At 67.4% G+C, this 18,366-nt stretch carries 20 protein-coding genes; 9 read left to right on the forward strand and 11 right to left on the reverse strand.

Going from position 1 to position 18,366, the window contains the following annotated elements; translation table 11 throughout:
* Positions 1-72: 72 nt before the first annotated feature.
* From V6D00_07620 to V6D00_07650, 7 genes are all read left to right on the forward strand, one after another.
* Positions 73-1,491 carry a PilN domain-containing protein gene (locus V6D00_07620; protein ID HEY9899034.1) on the forward strand — a complete coding sequence of 473 codons (1,419 nt, stop codon included), beginning with the start codon at positions 73-75 and terminating at the stop codon, positions 1,489-1,491.
* Entirely contained in the window at positions 1,481-2,032 is a 552-nt protein-coding gene (locus tag V6D00_07625) for a hypothetical protein (GenBank protein HEY9899035.1), read from the forward strand. Before V6D00_07620 ends, V6D00_07625 begins: the two co-directional genes overlap by 11 nt.
* A gap of 2 nt (positions 2,033-2,034) precedes the next feature.
* Positions 2,035-2,490, forward strand: a complete 456-nt coding sequence (locus V6D00_07630; protein HEY9899036.1) for a cyclic nucleotide-binding domain-containing protein — start codon at positions 2,035-2,037, stop codon at positions 2,488-2,490.
* Between the two features lie 107 nt (positions 2,491-2,597).
* A complete protein-coding gene (locus V6D00_07635) occupies positions 2,598-2,783 on the forward strand; it encodes a YjfB family protein (protein ID HEY9899037.1) in 186 nt (61 codons plus the stop codon).
* A gap of 143 nt (positions 2,784-2,926) precedes the next feature.
* Positions 2,927-3,247: a hypothetical protein gene (locus tag V6D00_07640; GenBank protein HEY9899038.1), complete on the forward strand. Its 321-nt coding sequence runs from the start codon at positions 2,927-2,929 to the stop codon at positions 3,245-3,247.
* Between the two features lie 212 nt (positions 3,248-3,459).
* The gene (locus V6D00_07645) at positions 3,460-3,705 is read left to right on the forward strand and encodes a hypothetical protein (GenBank protein ID HEY9899039.1); all 246 of its coding nucleotides are present in this window, start codon (positions 3,460-3,462) and stop codon (positions 3,703-3,705) included.
* Between the two features lie 175 nt (positions 3,706-3,880).
* Positions 3,881-4,747 carry a hypothetical protein gene (locus V6D00_07650; GenBank protein HEY9899040.1) on the forward strand — a complete coding sequence of 289 codons (867 nt, stop codon included), beginning with the start codon at positions 3,881-3,883 and terminating at the stop codon, positions 4,745-4,747.
* Positions 4,748-4,775: 28 nt separating this feature from the next.
* Here the strand turns inward: V6D00_07650 and V6D00_07655 are convergent, their stop codons facing one another.
* Positions 4,776-5,120 (reverse strand): hypothetical protein, encoded by a 345-nt coding sequence (locus tag V6D00_07655; GenBank protein ID HEY9899041.1) that lies wholly within the window; start codon positions 5,118-5,120, stop codon positions 4,776-4,778.
* Positions 5,121-5,234: 114 nt separating this feature from the next.
* Here V6D00_07655 and hflX point away from each other — a divergent pair, with 114 nt between their 5' ends.
* A complete protein-coding gene (gene hflX, locus V6D00_07660) occupies positions 5,235-6,560 on the forward strand; it encodes a GTPase HflX (protein HEY9899042.1) in 1,326 nt (441 codons plus the stop codon).
* A 31-nt stretch (positions 6,561-6,591) separates the two neighbouring features.
* Here hflX and V6D00_07665 read toward each other — a convergent pair whose 3' ends face one another.
* From V6D00_07665 to V6D00_07680, 4 genes are all read right to left on the reverse strand, one after another.
* Positions 6,592-7,482, reverse strand: a complete 891-nt coding sequence (locus V6D00_07665) for a YihY/virulence factor BrkB family protein (GenBank protein HEY9899043.1) — start codon at positions 7,480-7,482, stop codon at positions 6,592-6,594.
* A gap of 68 nt (positions 7,483-7,550) precedes the next feature.
* On the reverse strand, positions 7,551-8,375 hold the full coding sequence (locus V6D00_07670; protein HEY9899044.1) for a MetQ/NlpA family ABC transporter substrate-binding protein: 825 nt from the start codon (positions 8,373-8,375) through the stop codon (positions 7,551-7,553).
* A gap of 18 nt (positions 8,376-8,393) precedes the next feature.
* Positions 8,394-9,062 carry a methionine ABC transporter permease gene (locus V6D00_07675; protein ID HEY9899045.1) on the reverse strand — a complete coding sequence of 223 codons (669 nt, stop codon included), beginning with the start codon at positions 9,060-9,062 and terminating at the stop codon, positions 8,394-8,396.
* A gap of 12 nt (positions 9,063-9,074) precedes the next feature.
* Positions 9,075-9,809, reverse strand: coding sequence for an ATP-binding cassette domain-containing protein (locus V6D00_07680; GenBank protein ID HEY9899046.1), 735 nt, complete (start codon positions 9,807-9,809; stop codon positions 9,075-9,077).
* A 277-nt stretch (positions 9,810-10,086) separates the two neighbouring features.
* On the opposite strand from V6D00_07680, the gene rnhA reads away from it, so the two are divergent.
* On the forward strand, positions 10,087-10,542 hold the full coding sequence (gene rnhA / locus V6D00_07685; protein HEY9899047.1) for a ribonuclease HI: 456 nt from the start codon (positions 10,087-10,089) through the stop codon (positions 10,540-10,542).
* 180 nt (positions 10,543-10,722) lie between these two features.
* Here rnhA and lon read toward each other — a convergent pair whose 3' ends face one another.
* The 6 genes from lon to surE all read right to left on the reverse strand — a co-directional run bounded on the left by lon (position 10,723) and on the right by surE (position 18,168).
* Positions 10,723-13,098: an endopeptidase La gene (lon, locus tag V6D00_07690; GenBank protein HEY9899048.1), complete on the reverse strand. Its 2,376-nt coding sequence runs from the start codon at positions 13,096-13,098 to the stop codon at positions 10,723-10,725.
* Positions 13,099-13,233: 135 nt separating this feature from the next.
* The gene (gene clpX / locus V6D00_07695; GenBank protein ID HEY9899049.1) at positions 13,234-14,523 is read right to left on the reverse strand and encodes an ATP-dependent protease ATP-binding subunit ClpX; all 1,290 of its coding nucleotides are present in this window, start codon (positions 14,521-14,523) and stop codon (positions 13,234-13,236) included.
* The gene (gene clpP, locus V6D00_07700) at positions 14,516-15,157 is read right to left on the reverse strand and encodes an ATP-dependent Clp endopeptidase proteolytic subunit ClpP (GenBank protein HEY9899050.1); all 642 of its coding nucleotides are present in this window, start codon (positions 15,155-15,157) and stop codon (positions 14,516-14,518) included. The genes clpX and clpP overlap by 8 nt, the downstream gene beginning before the upstream one ends.
* Before the next feature lie 31 nt (positions 15,158-15,188).
* Positions 15,189-16,496 (reverse strand): trigger factor, encoded by a 1,308-nt coding sequence (gene tig / locus V6D00_07705; GenBank protein HEY9899051.1) that lies wholly within the window; start codon positions 16,494-16,496, stop codon positions 15,189-15,191.
* Between the two features lie 142 nt (positions 16,497-16,638).
* Positions 16,639-17,367, reverse strand: coding sequence for a gamma-glutamyl-gamma-aminobutyrate hydrolase family protein (locus V6D00_07710; protein ID HEY9899052.1), 729 nt, complete (start codon positions 17,365-17,367; stop codon positions 16,639-16,641).
* A 3-nt stretch (positions 17,368-17,370) separates the two neighbouring features.
* Positions 17,371-18,168, reverse strand: coding sequence for a 5'/3'-nucleotidase SurE (gene surE / locus V6D00_07715; GenBank protein ID HEY9899053.1), 798 nt, complete (start codon positions 18,166-18,168; stop codon positions 17,371-17,373).
* Positions 18,169-18,366 lie beyond the last annotated feature (198 nt).

Genomic DNA, 18,366 nt, shown 5'->3' on the forward strand with positions numbered 1-18,366 from the left:
GGGGAAGGGTGTATGATAACACCGTTACGCGCCTTGCTGCATCAGCAGTATACCCTTTTCAGACCGCTTGCGATGCTCTTCAAGTCAACCAAACGCCATGTCCTGGTGATCGCGCCCGAGGGGGTCGCCCTGCGCGCGGTGACCGGGGGCGCCGAGGCCTATTGCCCCCTGCCTCCCGGCGCCCTGGGCCCGGCCGAGGCCTCTGCCTACGCCCACTTCGTCCTGGGCGATCCCCGGGCGCTGCAAGAGGCCATCCAGGAGGCGGTGCGTCGGGTCGGGGGCGTCAAGCAGGCCCATGTCGCGCTGGACGGCCCCATCATGCGGGTCCTGTCCCTCCCCTTGCCGTATCTTCCCGAGCGCGACGCGCTGAGGCTCGCGGTCCAGAGCGAGGCCGAGCGCTACCGGGTCTTCGGGGGGGCGGAGCTTTCGCTCGACTTCGCGGTCCTGAACCAGGAGCCCGAGCACCTTTCGCTGGTCTTCGCGGCCCTGCGGCGCGATTTCGTCGATGCGATCCGCGCGATCTGCGCCGAGGCCGGGATCGAGGTCACCAGCGTGGAGCCGCTCGCGCTCGCGCTCATGCGTGGCGTCACCGACGCGCCGGGCCTCGCTCAGGCCGAGGTCCCTCGGGCCATGCTGTGCGCCATGGGGCACGGCCTCGACGTGGCCGTGTGGCATGAGGGCCGCCTCAGCCACTGGCGAAGCATCTACCTGGACGTGGCGGCCCTGCGGCGCGGCGAGGGCGCGGTGCTGGACGATGCCCTCGTGGAGTTCCAGCGGACCATGATCGACGTGGGCGCGCGCGACTGGTTGCTGGTGAACGTCCCGGAGCCGCTCGCGCAGGTCCTGAGCGAGCGGCGCGATCTGAACGTCGTGGCGCGGCCCATGCGCGGGGCCGGCCTTTATCTCGAGGCTCTCGACGGGGCCGCGCTCTACGCCCCCGGCGCCTTTCCCGTCGCCCTCGACCTGGGCCCCGAGCGGGTGGTCACCAGGCGCACCTTCGACAACCGGCAATGGGGGGGCATCCTCGTGGCGGCGGCCCTGCTCGGGATCGGCCTCGGGATCAGCATCTACCTGGATGCCCGGATGCGCGACCAGAGCCTCGCGCTCAGCGCGGTCCAGGATCAAACGCAGCAGCTGCAGACGGAGATCGCCGCGCGCTCAACGGCAAGCGGCGGTGAGGCGGTTCTGGCAAGCGCCTTTCAGGCGTCGGTCGAGTCGACGCGCCTTTTCGGCGCGCTGCGGGATCTCATTCCGGCCGACGCGTGGCTCAGCGAGACCCGGATGGAGCCCGGAAAGCCCCTCACCCTGGTCGGTTACGCCGTGTCCCGCACCTCCCCCGTCGCCTTCGCCGAGGCCCTGGGGCGCCTCGACACCCTCACCTCGGTGACCGTCCCCGAGATCATCCAGGAAGAGCGAGAAGGGGTAAGCGTCTACCGCTTCACCATCACCGCCATGCGCCGCCAGACGCCAGGAGGTGCCCGTGTCGAGTAAGAAGCCTGGGTTCTCCCGGCGGGATCTCGCATGGCTGATGGGGTTCGGCTTCTTCGTCGAGGCCGTCGTGATCTACATGCTGCTCATCGATCCGGCCGTGTCGCGCCTGGCGAAGATCGCCCCCGAGCTGGCCAAGGCCCGCGAAGCCCAGGCGAGCCTGCAGGGCGCGATCGCCTCCTCTCTTCCGCGGGCATCGGCTGGGACCGCGCCTTTGCCTGCTCCCTTGCGCCTCGCCCCGGCGGAGTCGCCGAGCCTCGCCATCCAGCGCGCCCTCGACGTGCAGGTGGCTTCAAGCGGTGCTCGCCTGCTGTCCACCACGCTGGACCAGCCCACCGAGTCCACGAGCGCGCCGGGCCTCACCCGCGCCAGGGTACGGCTGGCCGGGTCCTTCGAGGAGATCGACGCCTTCGTGGCGAGCCTCGCGGCCCCTGCCCATTTCGTCACCATGGAGGCGCTGGTCGTGCGGGCGGTGGACCCGCAGGCGGAGCGCCTCGAGGCCGACATCACCCTCTCGTACCACATCCAATCAAAGGAGCATTGACCGTGTCCCAATCGCTGCAAGACCTCGCCGTGCTGCAACCCGAGGGCTGGAGCGCCATGCTGGCCCTCGGCGAGCATCGTACCTTCGCGCCTCAAAGCGTCATCTTCTCCGACCGGGAGCCGGGGTGGCACCTCTACGTGGTGCGATCCGGCCTGGTCGAGATCCTGAAGGAGACGGCGCCCGGCATCGAGCTGCGCCTGGCGATCCTCGAGGCGGGAGCCGTCTTCGGCGAGGGGGCCCTGTTCGAGGACAGCCACCGCTCGGCCACCACCCGCGCCTTCAAGGAGGTCGAGGTGATCCAGATCTCGGTCACGGCCTTGCGGGACTTCCTCGCCTCGCACCCCGCCTTCGCGCTTGATTTCTACCGGCTGCTCTGCGGCCGGCTGCACCGCATCATGGCGGACCTCGACGCCGACCTCAAGACCCTTCACCGGCGCCTCACGAACAGCCAGTCGTAATCTGCGCGCAACGAACCTTTCGCCTGCCGTTAACGCCCGGATGATGCAAAGGGATGCTCGGCAGGGTATGGTGGAGCAGCGCTCCGCTTGAGGACAAGGAGGTCTGGATGAGCAGTCCCGTCTCGAATTCCACGATCGCAGCCGCGAGCACCCCCGGCGGTGCGGCGCGGTATGTTGGGGTGTCGGTGCTGAAGAAGCAAATGGACTTCAACGAGCAGCAGAACGCTCAGTTGCTCTCGAGCATCCCCCAGGCCCCCAGGCCGGGTGGAAGCCAGATCGACCTTTACGTCTAGCTTCAGAGAGCAAGCTCGCAGGTGACGCCGGTCTCAGACCGGCGTCACCGTTTCCGTTCTGGGGCTCGGCGCAGCCCTCAACCCCCGACCTTCATGGGCCGATAAGGATCTCGGATATCCCTCGCTTGCAATCGAGGTGGACCATGACGACGTCGCGAGAATTCGACTGGGGGACCTTCGACGCGCGCATCCGGAAGCTGGAGGCCCTTGCCGACGAGGTGCGGGCCTACGTTCGCGCCAGGACCTTTCCGGAGGTGTCGCGCGCCAGCGCGCGCCTGCACGCCGCCCTCGAGGCCCTCGACCGCACCGAGGCGCCTGGGCCTGCGAGGGCCGGGGCCATGCCGCCGAAAGAGAGCGCGCCCGAGTCCGTCATGGTGGCCGATCTGCTGCGCCGCAAGCGGGTCTACGAAGCCCTCCTGCGAACGGGCCAGAAGGTCGCGGACATCGGTGATGGCGCCTCGTGACGCCCGGGGGGGCGGGGGGCGGGAATGTATGGCCCCCGTCAAAGTCGTATTAAATGTCTGTAAAATGGCGTCAGAAAGAACCGAGCGAGTGGCATAAGGGTGTAGGAAGCAGGTTGAGGGCGCCGGGTGAGAGCCACCGGGCGGAAGCCGCCGGGAGAGCGTCTTAGACTCACCAACGCTGGTAACACACGACGCACAGAGGAGGATTCAAGATGGCTAGCAGTCTGCAGGGGTTCGATAGCGCCGCTACCAACGCGACGATGGCGGTCAGCAACGCCAGCGAAGCGGTCGCCAAGAAGATGACCCAGATGGATGACCTCATCAAGCAGCTGGAGGACCCCAAGGCGAACACCGCCGCGGTCCAGGCCCGCCTCCAGAAGCTGAACATGGAAATCAGCATGATCACCAACGTGATGAACTCCATCAAGGACCTGATGAAGGCCTTCTTCCAGCGCTAAGCTCCAGGGTTCCACGCGAGCACCTGCCGATTTCTTCGGCAGGTGCTTTTTAATGGGGCCTGATATTTGGACAAGTTACGCGCTTTGTTCAGCGTCAGGTGCTTTTCAACGGGCCTTGATGCGGGCATAAGATACTCGCTTGTTCATCGTCAGGCAGTTCACGGAAGGGCATACCATGAGCAACCAGCAGAGCACCCCCAACCGCGCCGCACTCGAAGAGAAGGTTCGTCGTGCCGAGCAGTTGAAGAGCGAGAACGCGGCGCGCGAGGCGCGTGCCACCAAGCCGCTCGTCAACACCCTCGAGACCCAGAAGCGCGAGCTCGCCTCTGCCCTGGCGTACCTGGACAAGCTCGCCAAGGAGTACGAGGCCAAGCTGAGCCAGCTCAGGGGAGCCAACACCCCCCAGGCCCAGGCCGAGATCAAGTCGATCGAGACGAAGCTGAACCTCTACAAGACGGTGCGCGCCGCAGCGGGCACCTTCGAGGAGAGCATCAACGCCACCGACCCGGCGGCACTCGCCAGCGCCGCGCTCACCATGCGCCTGGCCGAGGCCGAGCTGGTGGTGGCCAACGCCAAGCTCGTGCTCGAGGAGCAGACCCCGAGCATCGGCGTCCTCAGGGCGGCCCTGGGGCAGCCCGCCAGGCTATCGCCGGCCCAGACCAGCGCCGTCAACCAGCTCAAGGCGCGACTGAACGCCAACGCCGCCCTGAGCCAGCAGGCGAACGCCGCCCTTCACTTCTACCAGGACGCTCTCGCCTGCATGCAGCAGGAGGACCGTAGCCTCGCCCACTTCAAGACCCTGAAGGGCAAGGAGGCGCTCCAGTTCGCGGCGACTTCGATGAAGGTCTCGAGCCTCGCCGGCAAGATCAACCAGCTGCGCAACCTTCACGCCTCCTTCGCCGCGGACCCGCTTCTCAAGCAGCTCTTCCCCGCGCCCGTGGACGTGGAGATCCCGCAGCTGCCGCCCGGGGTCAACCCCCAGAAGGCGAAGGCCAAGCCCCTGACGGGGATCCTGAAGGACATCCTCGGGATCGGGAAGTAAGCTTCTTTTGCAAAAAAGAGCCGCCGCGTCAGCGGCGGCTCTGCCACACCTGGTAGGCGAGGCCGAGGTCGTTCCACACCAGCGCGACCAGGGCGATGCTGAGCCAGCCGATCCCGATGCCGATGGCCACCGGAGCGCCGCCAATTCCGACCCCGAGCCCGATGGAGAGGGCGACCACCAGCAAGGCGGCAACGATGCTCTCCCAGCGGGGCTGAGGCATCGCCCGGGTCTTGCGGATCTGCATCCGGTCGGCGTTCATCCGGCGCAGGCCCTCGTCGGCAGCGGGCATCGCGACCGGCTGCCGCAGGCGGGGCTGGGGCGGCTGAGGCAGGCGATGGCGCGAGGACTGCGAGTATCCGATCGAGTTCGACATGACGGGCTCCTGTGGTCTTAGGCTCTATCTATCATATCGTTAATGATTTCATAACCTTGCGTCCTTCCTCCCGTCTTTTTCGCGCCGGGCCTCTGGTATGATGGAGGACATATGTTGAATCAGGCAGATTATCTCCTCAAGAAATCCAACCGCGGCGCGGCCATCGCCCCGCAAGAGATGCGCACGGCCATCATCGTGGGCGTGGTGCGCGACTCGCGCAGGCGCGAAGAGCTGGACGAGCATCTGGACGAGCTCGCCCTCCTGGCGGACACGGCGGGCTTCAGGATCGTCCAGCGCGTGATCCAGGAGCGCAAGGCGATCGACCCTGCGACCTACATCGGCAGCGGCAAGGTGGACGAGATCGCCACCATGGTCGCCGCGCTCGAGGTGGATGCCGTCATCTTCGACGACGAGCTGTCCCCGGCCCAGGGCCGCAACCTCGAGGCCGCCATCGAGAAGCCGGTGACCGACCGCACGGGCATCATCCTCGACATCTTCGCCCAGCGGGCCCGCACCAAGGAGGCCAAGACCCAGGTCGAGCTGGCGCGCCTCCAGTACCTGTTGCCGCGCCTGACCGGCATGTGGAGCCACTTCACCCGGCAGCGGGGCGGCGGCGTCAACATGAAGGGCGAGGGCGAGTCCCAGATCGAGCTCGACCGCCGGATGACCAAGACCCGCATCGCCGAGCTGCGGCGCGACCTGGAGGAGATCGGCAAGCAGGCCGAGCACCGCCGCAAGGGCCGCACCGAGGCCTACAAGGTCTCTCTGGTCGGCTACACCAACGCGGGCAAGTCCACCCTCATGAACGCCCTCACCGAGGCGGGGGTGCTCGCCGAGGACCGGCTCTTCGCGACGCTGGATGCGGCCATGCGATCCCTGACCCTGCCTTCGGACGACTCGGTGCTCCTGACCGACACGGTCGGCTTCATCCGGAAGCTGCCCCCTAACCTGGTGGCCTCCTTCCGCTCGACCCTGGACGAGATCAACGACGCGGACCTGCTGCTCCACGTGGTGGATGCCTCGCACCGCGTGTTCGAGGACCAGATCCTGGCGACCAACGAGGTCCTCGCGGAGCTCGGCGCGGGCGAGAAGCCCATGGTGATGGTCTTCAACAAGGTGGATCGGCTCGAGGGCACGGGCCTGCGCGCGCGCCTTTCGCAGCTTTACCCCGATTCGATCGCGATCGCCGCCAAGACCGGAGAGGGGCTCGACGGCCTCCTGAGCCTGGTGCAGCGGCGCTTCGAGGCTGACCGGCGCGAGCTGCACCTGCGCCTTTCGCCGATGCAGCACAAGGCGGTCGCCCTCCTTCACCAGCGCGCCCGCGTCCTGGACACCCGGTACGATGACGATGGGTTCACCCTGATGCGCGTCCTGATCTCGCCCAAGGACCTGGGCCAGGTCCAGGCGGAGGCCGGGCACCTCATCGAAGCGCTGAGCTGAGCCGAGCGCCTCGCCGTCTATCGAGGGCCCGTCACGGCGGGCCCTCCCTTCTTGCCATCACCTTGGCGAACTCGGCTCCGACGAAGAGGCTCTCGGCGGAGTAGAAGATCCACACCAGCAGCGCCAGGATGGAGCCCGCCGCCCCGTAGAGCGCCCCCGCGTTGCTGCGCGCCAGGTAGAAGCTGAGGGCGTACTTGCCGAGCCCGAAGAGCAGGGTGGTCGTGCTGGCGCCCAGCCAGGCGTGGCGCCAGCTGACGACCGTATCGGGCACGTGACGGAACATGAGGGCGAAGGCCACCGTGACGATGCCGAGCGAAAGCGCCTCGTTGAGGGAGAGCCAGAGCCCGACTCCACCCGGGAGGGCGAGGTCGAGCGGGACGTGAAACGCCTCCATGAGGGTCCCGAGGACGATCGAAGCCAGCAACAACAGCCCGACCACCACGATCGCGACCACGGCCAGGAGGTACTTCTCCAGCGTCCGGATTGCTCTGGCGAGGGGCCTTCCCCCCTTGAGGGGAGTGACCTCCCAGATGATGTTGAGCGCGTCATGGATGAGGGCGAACATGCCCGCAGCCCCGGCCACGAGGGAGGCCCCGCTGACCCAGGCGGCGACGCTGGCCCCGCCCGAGAGGTGAGTGGCGTGGAGCAACGAGGCCAGAGTCTCGGCGGCGGGCGCGCCCGCGTAGGTCCTCACCTGTTCGAGAGCTTGGCGCTCGGCCAGCTCCACCCCGTAGACGAGGCCCGCGATGTTGACGACGAGATAGACGAGCGGGCCGATCGAGAAGATGCCGTAGTAGGCCAGAGCGGCCCCCAGCAGGTTGATCCGGTCGCGAGCGCTTGCGATCGCGACTTCTCGGAAAAAGAGCGCAGCCCCGGTCGCGATCGCCCTCCCCTTGGCGAGGGCCTTCTGCCAGCTTGCCATCGACGCCCTCCCTCGCTTTCACCATGCGAGACGCGCGAGGGCGTCGAAAAGAGCGGGACGGCCAGTGTTTATTTGCGAGCCGCCCTTTGATCCCAGTCGCTGGGGAACTTGTAGCCTGCGAACTTTTGCCGGGCCCAGCCCTGGAAGGCGGGCGAGCGATAGGCGGCGATCACGTCCTTGACCCAGGGCTGGGAGCGATCGGCGCTCCGGATGGCCCCCCAGTTCACGTAGGCGTCGCTCTTCTCCTGGTAGAGCGCCTCGGTCAGGCGGATGCCGGAGCTGGTCGCGTAGTTTCCGTTGATGACGGAAAAGTCCACGTCGGCGCGCGAGCGCGGCAGCTGGGCGGCCTCGAGCTGGACGAGCCGCACCCGCTTCGGGTTCTCGGCGATGTCGTGCAGGGAGGCCCGGAGGGGATCGATCCCGGGCTTCAGCTTCAGCCAGCCGAGATCCTTCAGCAGGACCAGCGCCCGCGCCATGTTGGTCGGGTCGTTCGGCACGGCCACGGTGGTGCCTTGCTTGGCCGAAGCGAGCGCTTTCTGGCGTCCCGCGTACAGCCCGAGGGGCGCGGTCGGGACCTGGAAGGCCCCCGAGAGCGAAAGGCCTCGCTCGCGAACGAAGCCGTCCAGATAGGGCTTGTGCTGGAAGACGTTGACGTCCAGCGCCCCCTCGGCGAGGGCGAGGTTCGGCCGGACGTAGTCGGTGAACTCGACCACGCGCACCTTGTAGCCTCGCTTTTCGAGCTGCGGCTTGATCGAGAAGCGCGCCATGTCCCCGAAGTCGCCCACGCTGGTGCCGATGACGATTTCCTTCTTGCTGGGGGCCGCCTGGGCGGCGTGGGCGATCAGCAGCCATCCGAGGCTCGAAGCGACGAGGGTCTTGAGCAGGGTCTTCACGTGTTCTCTCCTTTGTGTTCAGCGCTTGTCCAGCTTGGCGGACAGCCGGTTTCCGAGCCACTGGATCACCTGGACCACGACGACGAGCAGCGCCACCAGGACGAGCATGACGTCGGTCTGGTAGCGGTAGTAGCCGTAGCGCACGGCCAGGTCCCCGATCCCTCCGCCACCGACGACACCGGCCACCGCCGAGTAGGAGAGGAAGCTGACGCACAGGATGGTCAGCCCCGAGACGAGGCCTGCGCGCGCCTCGGGCAGAAGGACCTTGAGGACGATCTGCACCGGGCTCGCGCCCATCGCTCGCGCGGCTTCGACGACGCCGCGGGGCACTTCCTTCAGGCTCTGCTCGACGAGGCGGGCCAGGTAGGCGATCGCCGCGAGGGAAAGCGGCACGGCTGCGGCCAGCGGGCCGATGCTGGTGCCCGTCACCAGGCGGGTGAAGGGCACCAGCGCGACCATCAGGATGATGAACGGGAACGAGCGGACCAGGTTCACGCTCCACTCGAGCAGGGCGTTCAGGAGGCGCCGCTCGAGGAGCTGCTGCGGCTGGGTGAGATGGAGCAGCACGCCGAGCGGTCCGCCCACCAGGACGGCGGCCAGGAGGCCGATGGCGAGCATCAGGGCGGTCTCTTGCGAGGCTTGCAGGATCTCGGGCGCAAGCAGGGTCAGTTTTTCCAGGGTTGCCATTTCTTCCACGACCTAGACCTCCAAGAGCGATTGGGCGAGGACGGTGGCGGGGCGTGCCTCGCCGTCTTGGACCGCCAGCACCTCCACGACGCGGCCCTGATCGAGCAGGGCCGCCCGGTGGCAGATCGCGCGCACCACGTGCATGTCGTGGGTCACCAGGACGATGGTGACGCCGAAGTCGCGGTTGATCGCTTTCAGGCAATCGAGAATGCTGCGGGTGGTCCGGGGATCGAGGGCCGAGGTGGGCTCGTCGGCCAGGATGACCTTGGGGCGCGGCGCCAGGGCGCGCGCGATGCCCACGCGCTGCTTCTGGCCGCCCGATAGCTGGGCGGGGTAGTGGTCGGCGCGATCGCTCAGCTGAACGATTTCCAGGCATTCGGCGACGCGGGCCTGGATCGCGGGCTTCTTCCAGCCGGCGATCTCGAGCGGAAAGGCGATGTTGGCTGCCACGGTGCGGTTCGAAAGCAGGTTGAACTGCTGGAAGACCATCCCGATTTCCCGCTGCGAGCGGCGCAGGGCCGCCGTCGAGAGCGCGGTGAGATCCTCGCCGTCGATGGTGACGATCCCGGTGTCGGGGCGCTCGAGCAGGTTCATCACGCGCAAGAGGGTGGACTTGCCCGCGCCGGAGTAGCCGATGAGGCCGAAGATCTCGCCGGCCGCGACGGTGAGCGAGGTCTGGGCGAGGGCCTCGAAGTCGCCCCCGCCGGGGTGGCCGTAGCGTTTGCTGATGCCTTCCAGTCGAATCATGGGTCCCTCCCAATTGCAAAGCCCGCCGTGCTTGCGCGGCGGGCCTGGAAGGTGGACGTCCATGAGAAACCGGACACGACCATGGGAGGTCGTCCACGCTTTAGCAGATTACGCCCGCAAGCTGTGTTCAAATCGGCGTTCTATTCGGTTGTCAGCTGAGTCCAAGTGAAGCGCGCTTCGCGCGAATTGTCAACCGTTCTGTTTGCGCAATCGCGCTCATAGTGCGCAATAGAGGCATGGTATGATCGGGATGTACTTGCTTAGAGGAACCTTATCCATGCGTTTTGAAGCCTACTGTGACGGCGCCTGCTCGGGCAACCCCGGTCCCGGCGCCGCCGCCTGCGTCCTGCTCGCCTACGAGGGCAACACCCTGGTCAAGGAGAAGGAGCTGGTCTCGCCGGTCGAGCCGAAATCCACCAACCAGCGCCAGGAGCTCATCGGCGCCATCATGATCCTCGAGTCGCTCAGCCGGCCGGGCGTCGACCTCATCATCCACAGCGACTCCAAGTACGTCATCGACGGGATCACGAGCTGGGTCAAGGGCTGGAAGCGGAACAACTGGGTCAACTCCCAGAAGCAGCCCGTGGCGAACAAGGAGCTGTGGGTGCGCCTCGACGAGCTCGCCTCCCAGCACAAGATCGAGTGGCGCTGGGTCAAGGGCCATTCCGGCAACGCCTACAACGATCGCTGCGATCGCCTCGCGGTGAAGGCGATCGAGGATTTCCGCAAGTAAAGAGCATCTAACAAAACCAGGCATGTTACGACCGTTGGCCGCCGCAGGCGGCTTGAAGGAACAGTTTCGTTACACGCTCTAAAAACGCTCCTCGACCTGTTGCGCGGAGCCCATGGCGGAGCTACTCTCAGTTTCGAGGTCTTTCCATCCTGCAGGAAGGTAAAGACCTCACTTTCGTTTCTACGCGTCGGCGGCGCCCAGCGACGCCAGGGCCTGGGGGACCCGGCCCTTGAGGGTCGGCAGCAAGGCGAGCGCGAGGGTCTCCTCGGCCCGCGACACGAACCGGAACGCCATGGCCTCGCGGACCTCGGCCGGAACGTCCTCGAGGTCCGCCTGGTTCTCCTCGGGCAGGATCACGAGGTCGAGCTCGGCGCGGTGCGCCGCGAGCACCTTCTCCTTGACCCCGCCGATGGCCATGACGCGCCCCCTGAGGCTGATCTCGCCGGTCATCGCCAGATCCGAGCGCACCGGCCGCCCCGAGAGGACCGAGGCGATCGCAACCGCCATGGCCATCCCGGCGCTCGGGCCGTCCTTGGGGATGGCCCCCTGCGGCACGTGGAGGTGCAGGTCGTGCTGGAGCCATGCCTCCTCGGCGATCCCGAGGGCCTCGGCGTTCGCCTTGACGAAGGTGAAGGCGGCCTGCGCCGACTCCTTCATCACGTCGCCCAGGTGGCCCGTTAGGCTCAGGCGGCCTTTCCCCTTCAGCTTCGCCACCTCGATGGTCAGCATGGAGCCGCCCGCCTCGGTCCAGGCGAGGCCGTTCACCGTGCCCACCTCGGGGGAGCGGTGCGGCTCGCGGTGGCGATGGGGCGCGGGGCCCAGCAGGGCCGAGAGCGCCTCGGGAGACACGGCGAGGCTGGCGTTGCCTGCGACCACCGCGCGCGCCGCCTTTCGGGCGAGCGAAGCCAGGCGCCGCGAGAGCTGTCGCACACCCGCTTCGCGGGTGTAGCCGCGGACGAGCGCCTCGAGGGTGTCGCGATCCACTTCGAGCTGGGCGCTCTTCAGGCCGTGGGTCTCGAGGGTCTTCGGCAGCAGGTGCTTTTCGGCGATCGAAAGCTTCTCGCGCTCGGTGTAGCTGCCGATCCGGATGATCTCGAGGCGATCGCGCAGCGCGGCGGGGATCCCCGCGGTGCCGTTGGCGGTGGCGATGAACAGCACCTCGGAGAGGTCGAACGGGCTCTCCACGTAGTGGTCGGAGAAGGTCCGGTTCTGCTCGGGGTCCAGGACCTCCAGGAGCGCCGCCGAGGGGTTGGAGCGCGAGTCGCTGCCGAGCTTGTCGAGCTCATCGAGCAGGAAGACCGGGTTCTTGGTGCCCGCCGTCTTGAGGCCGGCGAGGATGCGGCCCGGCATGGCCCCCACGTAGGTGCGGCGGTGGCCGCGGATCTCGGCCTCGTCGTGAACCCCGCCCAGGCTCGCGCGCACGAACTTGCGGCCCAGGGCGTCCGCGATTGCGCGGGCGAGCGACGTCTTGCCCACCCCGGGAGGACCCACCAGGCAGAGAATCGTGGTCGGGGGCGACTTGCGCAGCGCGCGCACCGCGAGGAACTCCAGGAGGCGATCCTTGACCTTCTCGAGGCCGTGGTGGCCCGCGTCGAGGACGTCCTGGGCGTGGCCGAGGTCCAGCTGGTCCTTCGTGCGCTTGTCCCAGGGAAGGGCGGCGAGCGTGTCCAGGTAGGAGCGGATGACGCCCGACTCGGCCGACTGGGGGCCCGTGCGCTGCAGCCGTCCGAGCTCGCGCTCGGCCCGCTCGCGCGCCTCCTTGGGGAGCTTGGCCTTGGCGATCGCCTTGCGGTAGTCGCTGATCTCCTTGGTCTTCTCGTCCTCCTCGCCGAGCTCCCGGTGGATCTGCTGGAGCTTCTCGCGCAGGAAGTACTCGCGCTGGGCCTTGTCCAGCTTGGACTTCACCTTCTCGTGGATCTCCTGGTCCAGCTTCAGCTGCTCCAGGAGGGTGGCGAGGTGGTTGGCCAGGATCTCGAGGCGCTCCTGGACGCCCACGGTCTCGAGCATGGCCTGGCGGCACGAAAGGTCGTGGACCAGGTAGGAGCCCGCCATGTCCGCCAGGTGCGAGGCCCCGTGGATGGTGTCGATTGCGAGCGAGGCCTCGGGGGGCAGGCGCTTGTCGAGCGGCATGATCTCGGCGAGCTGCTCGCGGACGTGGCGCTCCCAGGCGTCGATGGTCTCACCCTTCTCCTCGGGGGCGCTCAGCGCCTCGTAGGCGGCGCGCAGCGGGCCGTCGCCGTCGTCGACCCTCAGGATCCGCGCGCGGGTCTTGGCCTCGAACAGGACGCGGAAGGTCCCGTCCGGCTGGCGGAACGACTGGAGGATCTCGCCGACGGTGCCCATCTCGTGGAGGTCGGCGGCCGTGGGCGCCTCGAGCTTGGAATCGCGCTGAGCGACCAGCAGCAGGCTTCGCCCCTCGATGAGGGCCGTCTCGACGGCTGCGACCGAGCGGGGGCGTCCCATGGACAGGCCCGCGATCATGTGGGGCAGCACCACCATCTCCCGCAGGGGGACGACGGGCAGGGTGGTCTCGGCTTGCGGAGCGCCTGGCGCCATGGGGGATCCTTTCGAGCGGCAATTCGAGCGGTAAAGGGGCGTTCGGCCCCTCGCTATTCTAGCACCGATCGGTTTTTCAAGGCCGAAGCCGGCCCGGCGCATCGCGCCGGACCGGCTTCGGGGGATTCGCAAGGACTAGGAAGCCTGCTTTGCGGTGCCGCTTTCGGGCAGCATGAAGAGCTTGGCGGCCTCGGCCTTGTTCTCGACCAGCTCCTTGGTGATGGTCACCTTGCGCAGGTCGGTGCGGCTCGGTGCCTCGTACATCACGTCGAGCATCATCTCCTCGACGATCGAACGAAGCGCACGGGCGCCCGTCTTGCGCTTGAGGGCCTCGGCGGCGATCGCCGTCAGGCTGTCCTCGGTGAAGTCCAGGTCCACCCCGTCCATCCCCAAGAGGCGCTTGTACTGCTTGGTGATGGCGTTCTTGGGCTCGGTGAGGATGCTGATGAGGGCTTCCTGGTCGAGCGGGTTGAGCGTCGCCACCATCGGGATACGACCGATGAACTCGGGGATCAGGCCGTACTTGAGCAGGTCCTCGGGCTGGAGTTGCTCGAAGAGCACGCTCAGGTCCTTCTCCACGACGTCCTTGATCTCGGCGCCGAAGCCCATGGTCTTCTTGCCGACCCGGGTCTCGATCACCTTGTCCAGGCCCACGAAGGCCCCACCCACGATGAACAGGATGTTCGTCGTGTCGAGCTGGATGAACTCCTGGTACGGGTGCTTGCGGCCGCCCTGGGGCGGAACGTTCGCGACCGTGCCTTCGAGCATCTTGAGCAGCGCCTGCTGAACGCCCTCGCCCGAGACGTCCCGGGTGATCGAGGGGTTCTCGCTCTTCTTGGCGATCTTGTCGATCTCGTCGATGTAGACGATGCCGCGCTCGGCGCGCTTCACGTCGTAGTCGGCGGACTGCAAGAGGCGCAGGAGGATGTTCTCGACGTCCTCGCCCACGTAGCCGGCCTCGGTGAGGGTGGTGGCGTCCGCGATGGCGAAGGGCACGTTGAGGAGCTTGGCGAGGCTCTGCGCCAAGAGGGTCTTGCCCGAGCCGGTGGGTCCGATCAGGAGGATGTTGCTCTTGGCAATCTCCACCTGGTCATCGGCCCCCTCGGCCTCCTTGGTCGAGAGGCGCTTGTAGTGGTTGTAGACCGCGACCGAGAGAACCTTCTTGGCGCGCTCCTGGCCGACCACGTGCTGATCGAGGCTCTTCTTGATGGCCTGCGGCTTCGGGATCTCGCCCAGTTCCATGGGCGGGGCTTCCGCGGTCCGCTGGTTGTCGTAGAGCTCCTCGTCGAGGATCTCGTTGCAGAGATCCACGCACTCGTCGCAGATGTAGACTCCAGGGGCAGCAATCAGCTTGCGCACCTGTTCCTGCGTCTTACCGCAGAACGAGCACTTGGGCTGGCCCTTGTTGTCTTCGTACTTAGGCATCCGATTTAGTTCCCCCACTACCGGTCGCCGGGGGCAAGGGTGCCTTCGGGACCAGCACTTCGTCGATCAGACCGTACTCCTTGGCTTCGTCGGGGCTCATGAAGAAGTCGCGGTCCGTGTCCTTCTCGATCTTCTTGAGCGGCTGGCCGCTGTGAAGGGCCATCAGCTCGTTGAGGCGGCGCTTGAGGCGCAGGATCTCGGCGGCCTGGATCTCGATGTCCGTGGCCTGACCCTGGGCGCCGCCCAGGGGCTGGTGGATCATGATGCGGGCGTTGGGCAGCGCGATGCGCTTGCCGGGAGCCCCCGCGTTCAGGAGGAACGCGCCCATGGACGCGGCCTGGCCGAGCACGATGGTGGACACGTCGGCCTTGATGTAGCGCATGGTGTCGTAGATCGCAAGACCCGCGGTCACCACGCCGCCCGGCGAGTTGATGTACATGTGGATGTCCTTGGAGGGATCCTCGGCCTCCAGGAACAGGAGCTGGGCAATCGTGAGGCTCGCGACCGCATCGTCGATCGGGGTGTTCAAGAAGATGATGCGCTCCTTGAGCAGGCGCGAGAAGATGTCGAAGGCGCGCTCGCCGCGGCTCGTCTGCTCGACGACCATGGGGACCAAACCGCTGTGAACTAACATGGTTGATACCTCTCTCAGTGCTGCGTTTGTGCTACGCGTTGGCGGCGACGGGGGCGGCCTCCGAGACCTTGGCGCGCTCGAAGAGCCACTCGATGATCTTGTTGCTGAGGACCTCGTCGGCGATCTGCGGCCAGGCGCCGTTGCTGATCACCTGGGCGCGGAACTCGCTGGGCTCGACGCCGTAGCTGCTCGCGTACTCGGCGATGGCCTCCTCGATCTCCTCCTCGGTGGGCTGGATGCTCTCGGTGCGGGCGACCTCACCCAGGGTCAGCGAGGTGCGGATGCGCTTCTCGGCCTCGGGGCGGGTGTTCTCGCGCCAGGTCTCGATGTTGTCCTTGGTGAAGACCTTGTTGGGGTCGATGCCCTGCTGGCTGAGCATGTTGGCCTGCTGCTGCAGCAGGAAGTTGGACTCGCGGGCAATCATGCTGTCGGGGACTTCCATCTCGGCGCCCTCGACGACCTTCTCGATCAGCTGCTTGCGCAGCTCGATCTCGCGGGCATCCTCGCGCTCGGCCTTGAGGTCCTCGCGGATCTTGGCGGTCATGGCCTCGACCGAGTCGTGGCCGGCAGCCTTGGCGAAGGCCTCGTCCAGCTCGGGACGCTTGCGGGCCTTGATCTCGTGGACCTTGAAGGTGAAGGTCACGGCCTTGCCGGCGAGCTCGGCGTTGGGGTAGTCCTCGGGGAACTTGAGGTCAGTGGCCTTCTCGTCGCCCACCTTGACGCCCACGAGCGCCTCGACGAAGCCCTCGATGAAGCGGCCGGCGGCCATCTCGATGGGATAGCTCGTGGCCTTGCCGCCCTCGAACTCGACGCCGTCGATGGTGCCGGTGAAGTCGGCGGTCACGGTGTCGCCCATCTCGGCGGCGCGCTCGACCACCTCGAGGGTGGCCTTGGAGTCGCGCAGTCGATCGAGGCGCTCGGTCACGTCGGCGTCGGTCACCTCGGCCTTGGGGGCCGCGATCTCGAGGCCGGTGTAGGCGCCGAGCTTGACCTCGGGGCGGACCTCGACGGTCGCCTTGAACACGAGGGGCTGGTCCTTCTCGAAGGAGACGAGCTCGACCGAGGGCTCGGCGATGGGCTCGACCTTGCCCTCCTCGATGGCGGCAGGATAGACCTCGGGCAGCAGGAACTTCTCGAAGGCGGTGTGCTTGATGTAGTCGACCCCGACGGTACGCTCGACGATCGGGCGGGGAGCCTTGCCGGGACGGAAGCCGGGGATGCGGACTTCCTTGGAGACCTGGCGATAGGCGCGATCGTATGCTTTTTCGACGCGCTCGGCGTCCACGTGGACTTCGAGCTGGACTTGATTCTTTTCCTTCTTCTCCAGGGTGACTTTCACGATTGCCTCCTGATGTTCCCGCCTCACGACGGGATTTCGACGGTGTTGGTCCAAAAAGTATAGCACACATCGAGGCCGCCTTCGGGCGCTGGCCCTTGGGCACCGCCGGGTGCGAAGACGGCTCGAGGTGCGGGGGACGCGGTCAGATCCGGGCCGGGGCCCGCTGGGCGCAGGCGGCCACGAACGCTCCGAACAGCGCGGCGGTGAAGGGGCCGGGCTGGAGCTCGGGGTGCCACTGCACCCCCACCAGCCAGCGGTCGGGGGCCTCGTAGCCCTCGAGGACCCCGTCGCTCCCGAAGGCGCTCGGCACGAGGCCCGGCGCGAGGTCGCGCACGGCCTGATGGTGGAAGGTGTTGACGGCCATGGTCGGGGCGCCGACGAGCCCGGCGAGGCGGGTCCTTGCCACCAGCTCGACCAAGTGGGTCGACTCGTGGACAGGGGCCTCCTGCTGGTGGGGCAGCGCGCCCGGGACCTGGGCCGGGAGGTCCTGGTAGAGGGTGCCGCCCAGGGCCACGTTGAGCAGCTGCATGCCGCGGCAGATGCCGAGGACGGGCAGGCCCTGCTCGGCGGCTGCTTGGGCGAGCGGAAGCTCCTGGACGTCGCGCTCGGCATCGACCTCGCCCAGCTCGGGGATGGGCTCCTGGCCGTAGTGGCTCGGGGCCACGTCCTCGCCGCCGGTCAAGAGCAAGCCGTCGAGGGCTCTCAGGCTCTCGATCTCGGCGGCGCCCGGCGGCAGCAGCAGGGGGATGCCTCCCGCTTCGCGCACGCGCTCGGCGTACTCCGCGGCCAGGTAGTAGATCGGCCGTCCGCGCTTGATGGCGCCGACGCCGGCGTGCCGCTGGGTGGTGATTCCGATCAGGGGGTGCCGCACGGGTCAGTCCTGCTTGCCGGCCGCGGCGAAGCCCGCCAGGGTGGTGGGGATGTGCCAGCCCTGGACCTCGGGGATCATGGCCTTGCATGTCATGTCGTAGTGGATCGGGGTGACCGAGATGCAGTTGTCGCGGATCGCCGAGACGTCGGTGTCGGGGTCCTCCTCGACCTCGACGACCTCGCCCGCGAGCCAGTAGTAGTCCTTGCCGCGAGGGTCGATCCGGGTCTCGAAGAGATCGGTGTACTTGCGCTCGCCGAGCCGGGTGATCCGGACCTCGCGCGCGGCGGCCTCGCTCAGCGAGGGGTAGTTGACGTTCAGCAGCACCTTGGACGGCAGGCGGTGCGCCGCGAGGGTGCGCGCGAGCACCAGGGCGAACTGGCCGGCCTCGTCGTAGCCGACGTCGGAGAAGGTCGCAAGGCTCATGGCCACCCCCTGGAAGCCGCGGATGGTCGCCTCGAGGGCGGCCGAGACGGTGCCCGAGTAGATGACGTCGGTGCCGAGGTTCGGGCCGCGGTTGATCCCCGAGAAGACGACGTCCGGCGCCTCGTCCAGCAGGGGGCCGACGGCGAGCTTGACGCAGTCCGAGGGGGTGCCGTTGACGGAGTAGGCCGCCTTGACCCTGCCGCCGAGGTCGTGCTTCTCGACCCGCAGGGGCTTGTGCAGCGTCAGGGCGTGGCCAGTGGCCGAGCGCTCGCGATCTGGCGCCACCACCGTCACGTCGTGCTCGGTGGCCAGGGCCTGGGCCAGGGCCCGGATGCCCGGGGCGTGGATCCCGTCGTCGTTGGAAACAAGAATGCGCATCGGTGGTGTCCGTTTCTCGGTCGGCAGGGCGATGGGCGCGCAGGGGCGCTCTTTACAAAGATAGCGGCCAGGTGCGTGCTTTGCAACCGCCGAGAGGCCGAGCCGCGCCACCCCTCACGCAACTCGGGCACGACCGGGGCGATAAGTAGATGGGAGCCGGCGTGGGTTTGCTCGCCCGCCGGGGCATAATTCTCTTAG

Origin of the sequence: Pantanalinema sp., assembly GCA_036704125.1 — a bacterium.
Taxonomy (GTDB): Bacteria; Cyanobacteriota; Sericytochromatia; order S15B-MN24; family UBA4093; genus JAGIBK01.

Excerpts from the sequence above, each read along its gene's own strand:
- V6D00_07665 (HEY9899043.1), bottom strand. The coding sequence starts at position 7,482 with ATGGCAAGCTGGCAGAAGGCCCTCGCCAAGGGGAGGGCGATCGCGACC.
- V6D00_07680 (HEY9899046.1), bottom strand. The coding sequence starts at position 9,809 with ATGATTCGACTGGAAGGCATCAGCAAACGCTACGGCCACCCCGGCGGG.
- clpX (HEY9899049.1), bottom strand. The coding sequence starts at position 14,523 with ATGCCTAAGTACGAAGACAACAAGGGCCAGCCCAAGTGCTCGTTCTGC.
- V6D00_07640 (HEY9899038.1), top strand. The coding sequence starts at position 2,927 with ATGACGACGTCGCGAGAATTCGACTGGGGGACCTTCGACGCGCGCATC.
- V6D00_07635 (HEY9899037.1), top strand. The coding sequence starts at position 2,598 with ATGAGCAGTCCCGTCTCGAATTCCACGATCGCAGCCGCGAGCACCCCC.
- surE (HEY9899053.1), bottom strand. The coding sequence starts at position 18,168 with ATGCGCATTCTTGTTTCCAACGACGACGGGATCCACGCCCCGGGCATC.
- V6D00_07655 (HEY9899041.1), bottom strand. The coding sequence starts at position 5,120 with ATGTCGAACTCGATCGGATACTCGCAGTCCTCGCGCCATCGCCTGCCT.
- clpP (HEY9899050.1), bottom strand. The coding sequence starts at position 15,157 with ATGTTAGTTCACAGCGGTTTGGTCCCCATGGTCGTCGAGCAGACGAGC.
- V6D00_07650 (HEY9899040.1), top strand. The coding sequence starts at position 3,881 with ATGAGCAACCAGCAGAGCACCCCCAACCGCGCCGCACTCGAAGAGAAG.
- V6D00_07645 (HEY9899039.1), top strand. The coding sequence starts at position 3,460 with ATGGCTAGCAGTCTGCAGGGGTTCGATAGCGCCGCTACCAACGCGACG.
- V6D00_07675 (HEY9899045.1), bottom strand. The coding sequence starts at position 9,062 with ATGGCAACCCTGGAAAAACTGACCCTGCTTGCGCCCGAGATCCTGCAA.
- V6D00_07620 (HEY9899034.1), top strand. The coding sequence starts at position 73 with ATGCTCTTCAAGTCAACCAAACGCCATGTCCTGGTGATCGCGCCCGAG.
- lon (HEY9899048.1), bottom strand. The coding sequence starts at position 13,098 with ATGGCGCCAGGCGCTCCGCAAGCCGAGACCACCCTGCCCGTCGTCCCC.
- rnhA (HEY9899047.1), top strand. The coding sequence starts at position 10,087 with ATGCGTTTTGAAGCCTACTGTGACGGCGCCTGCTCGGGCAACCCCGGT.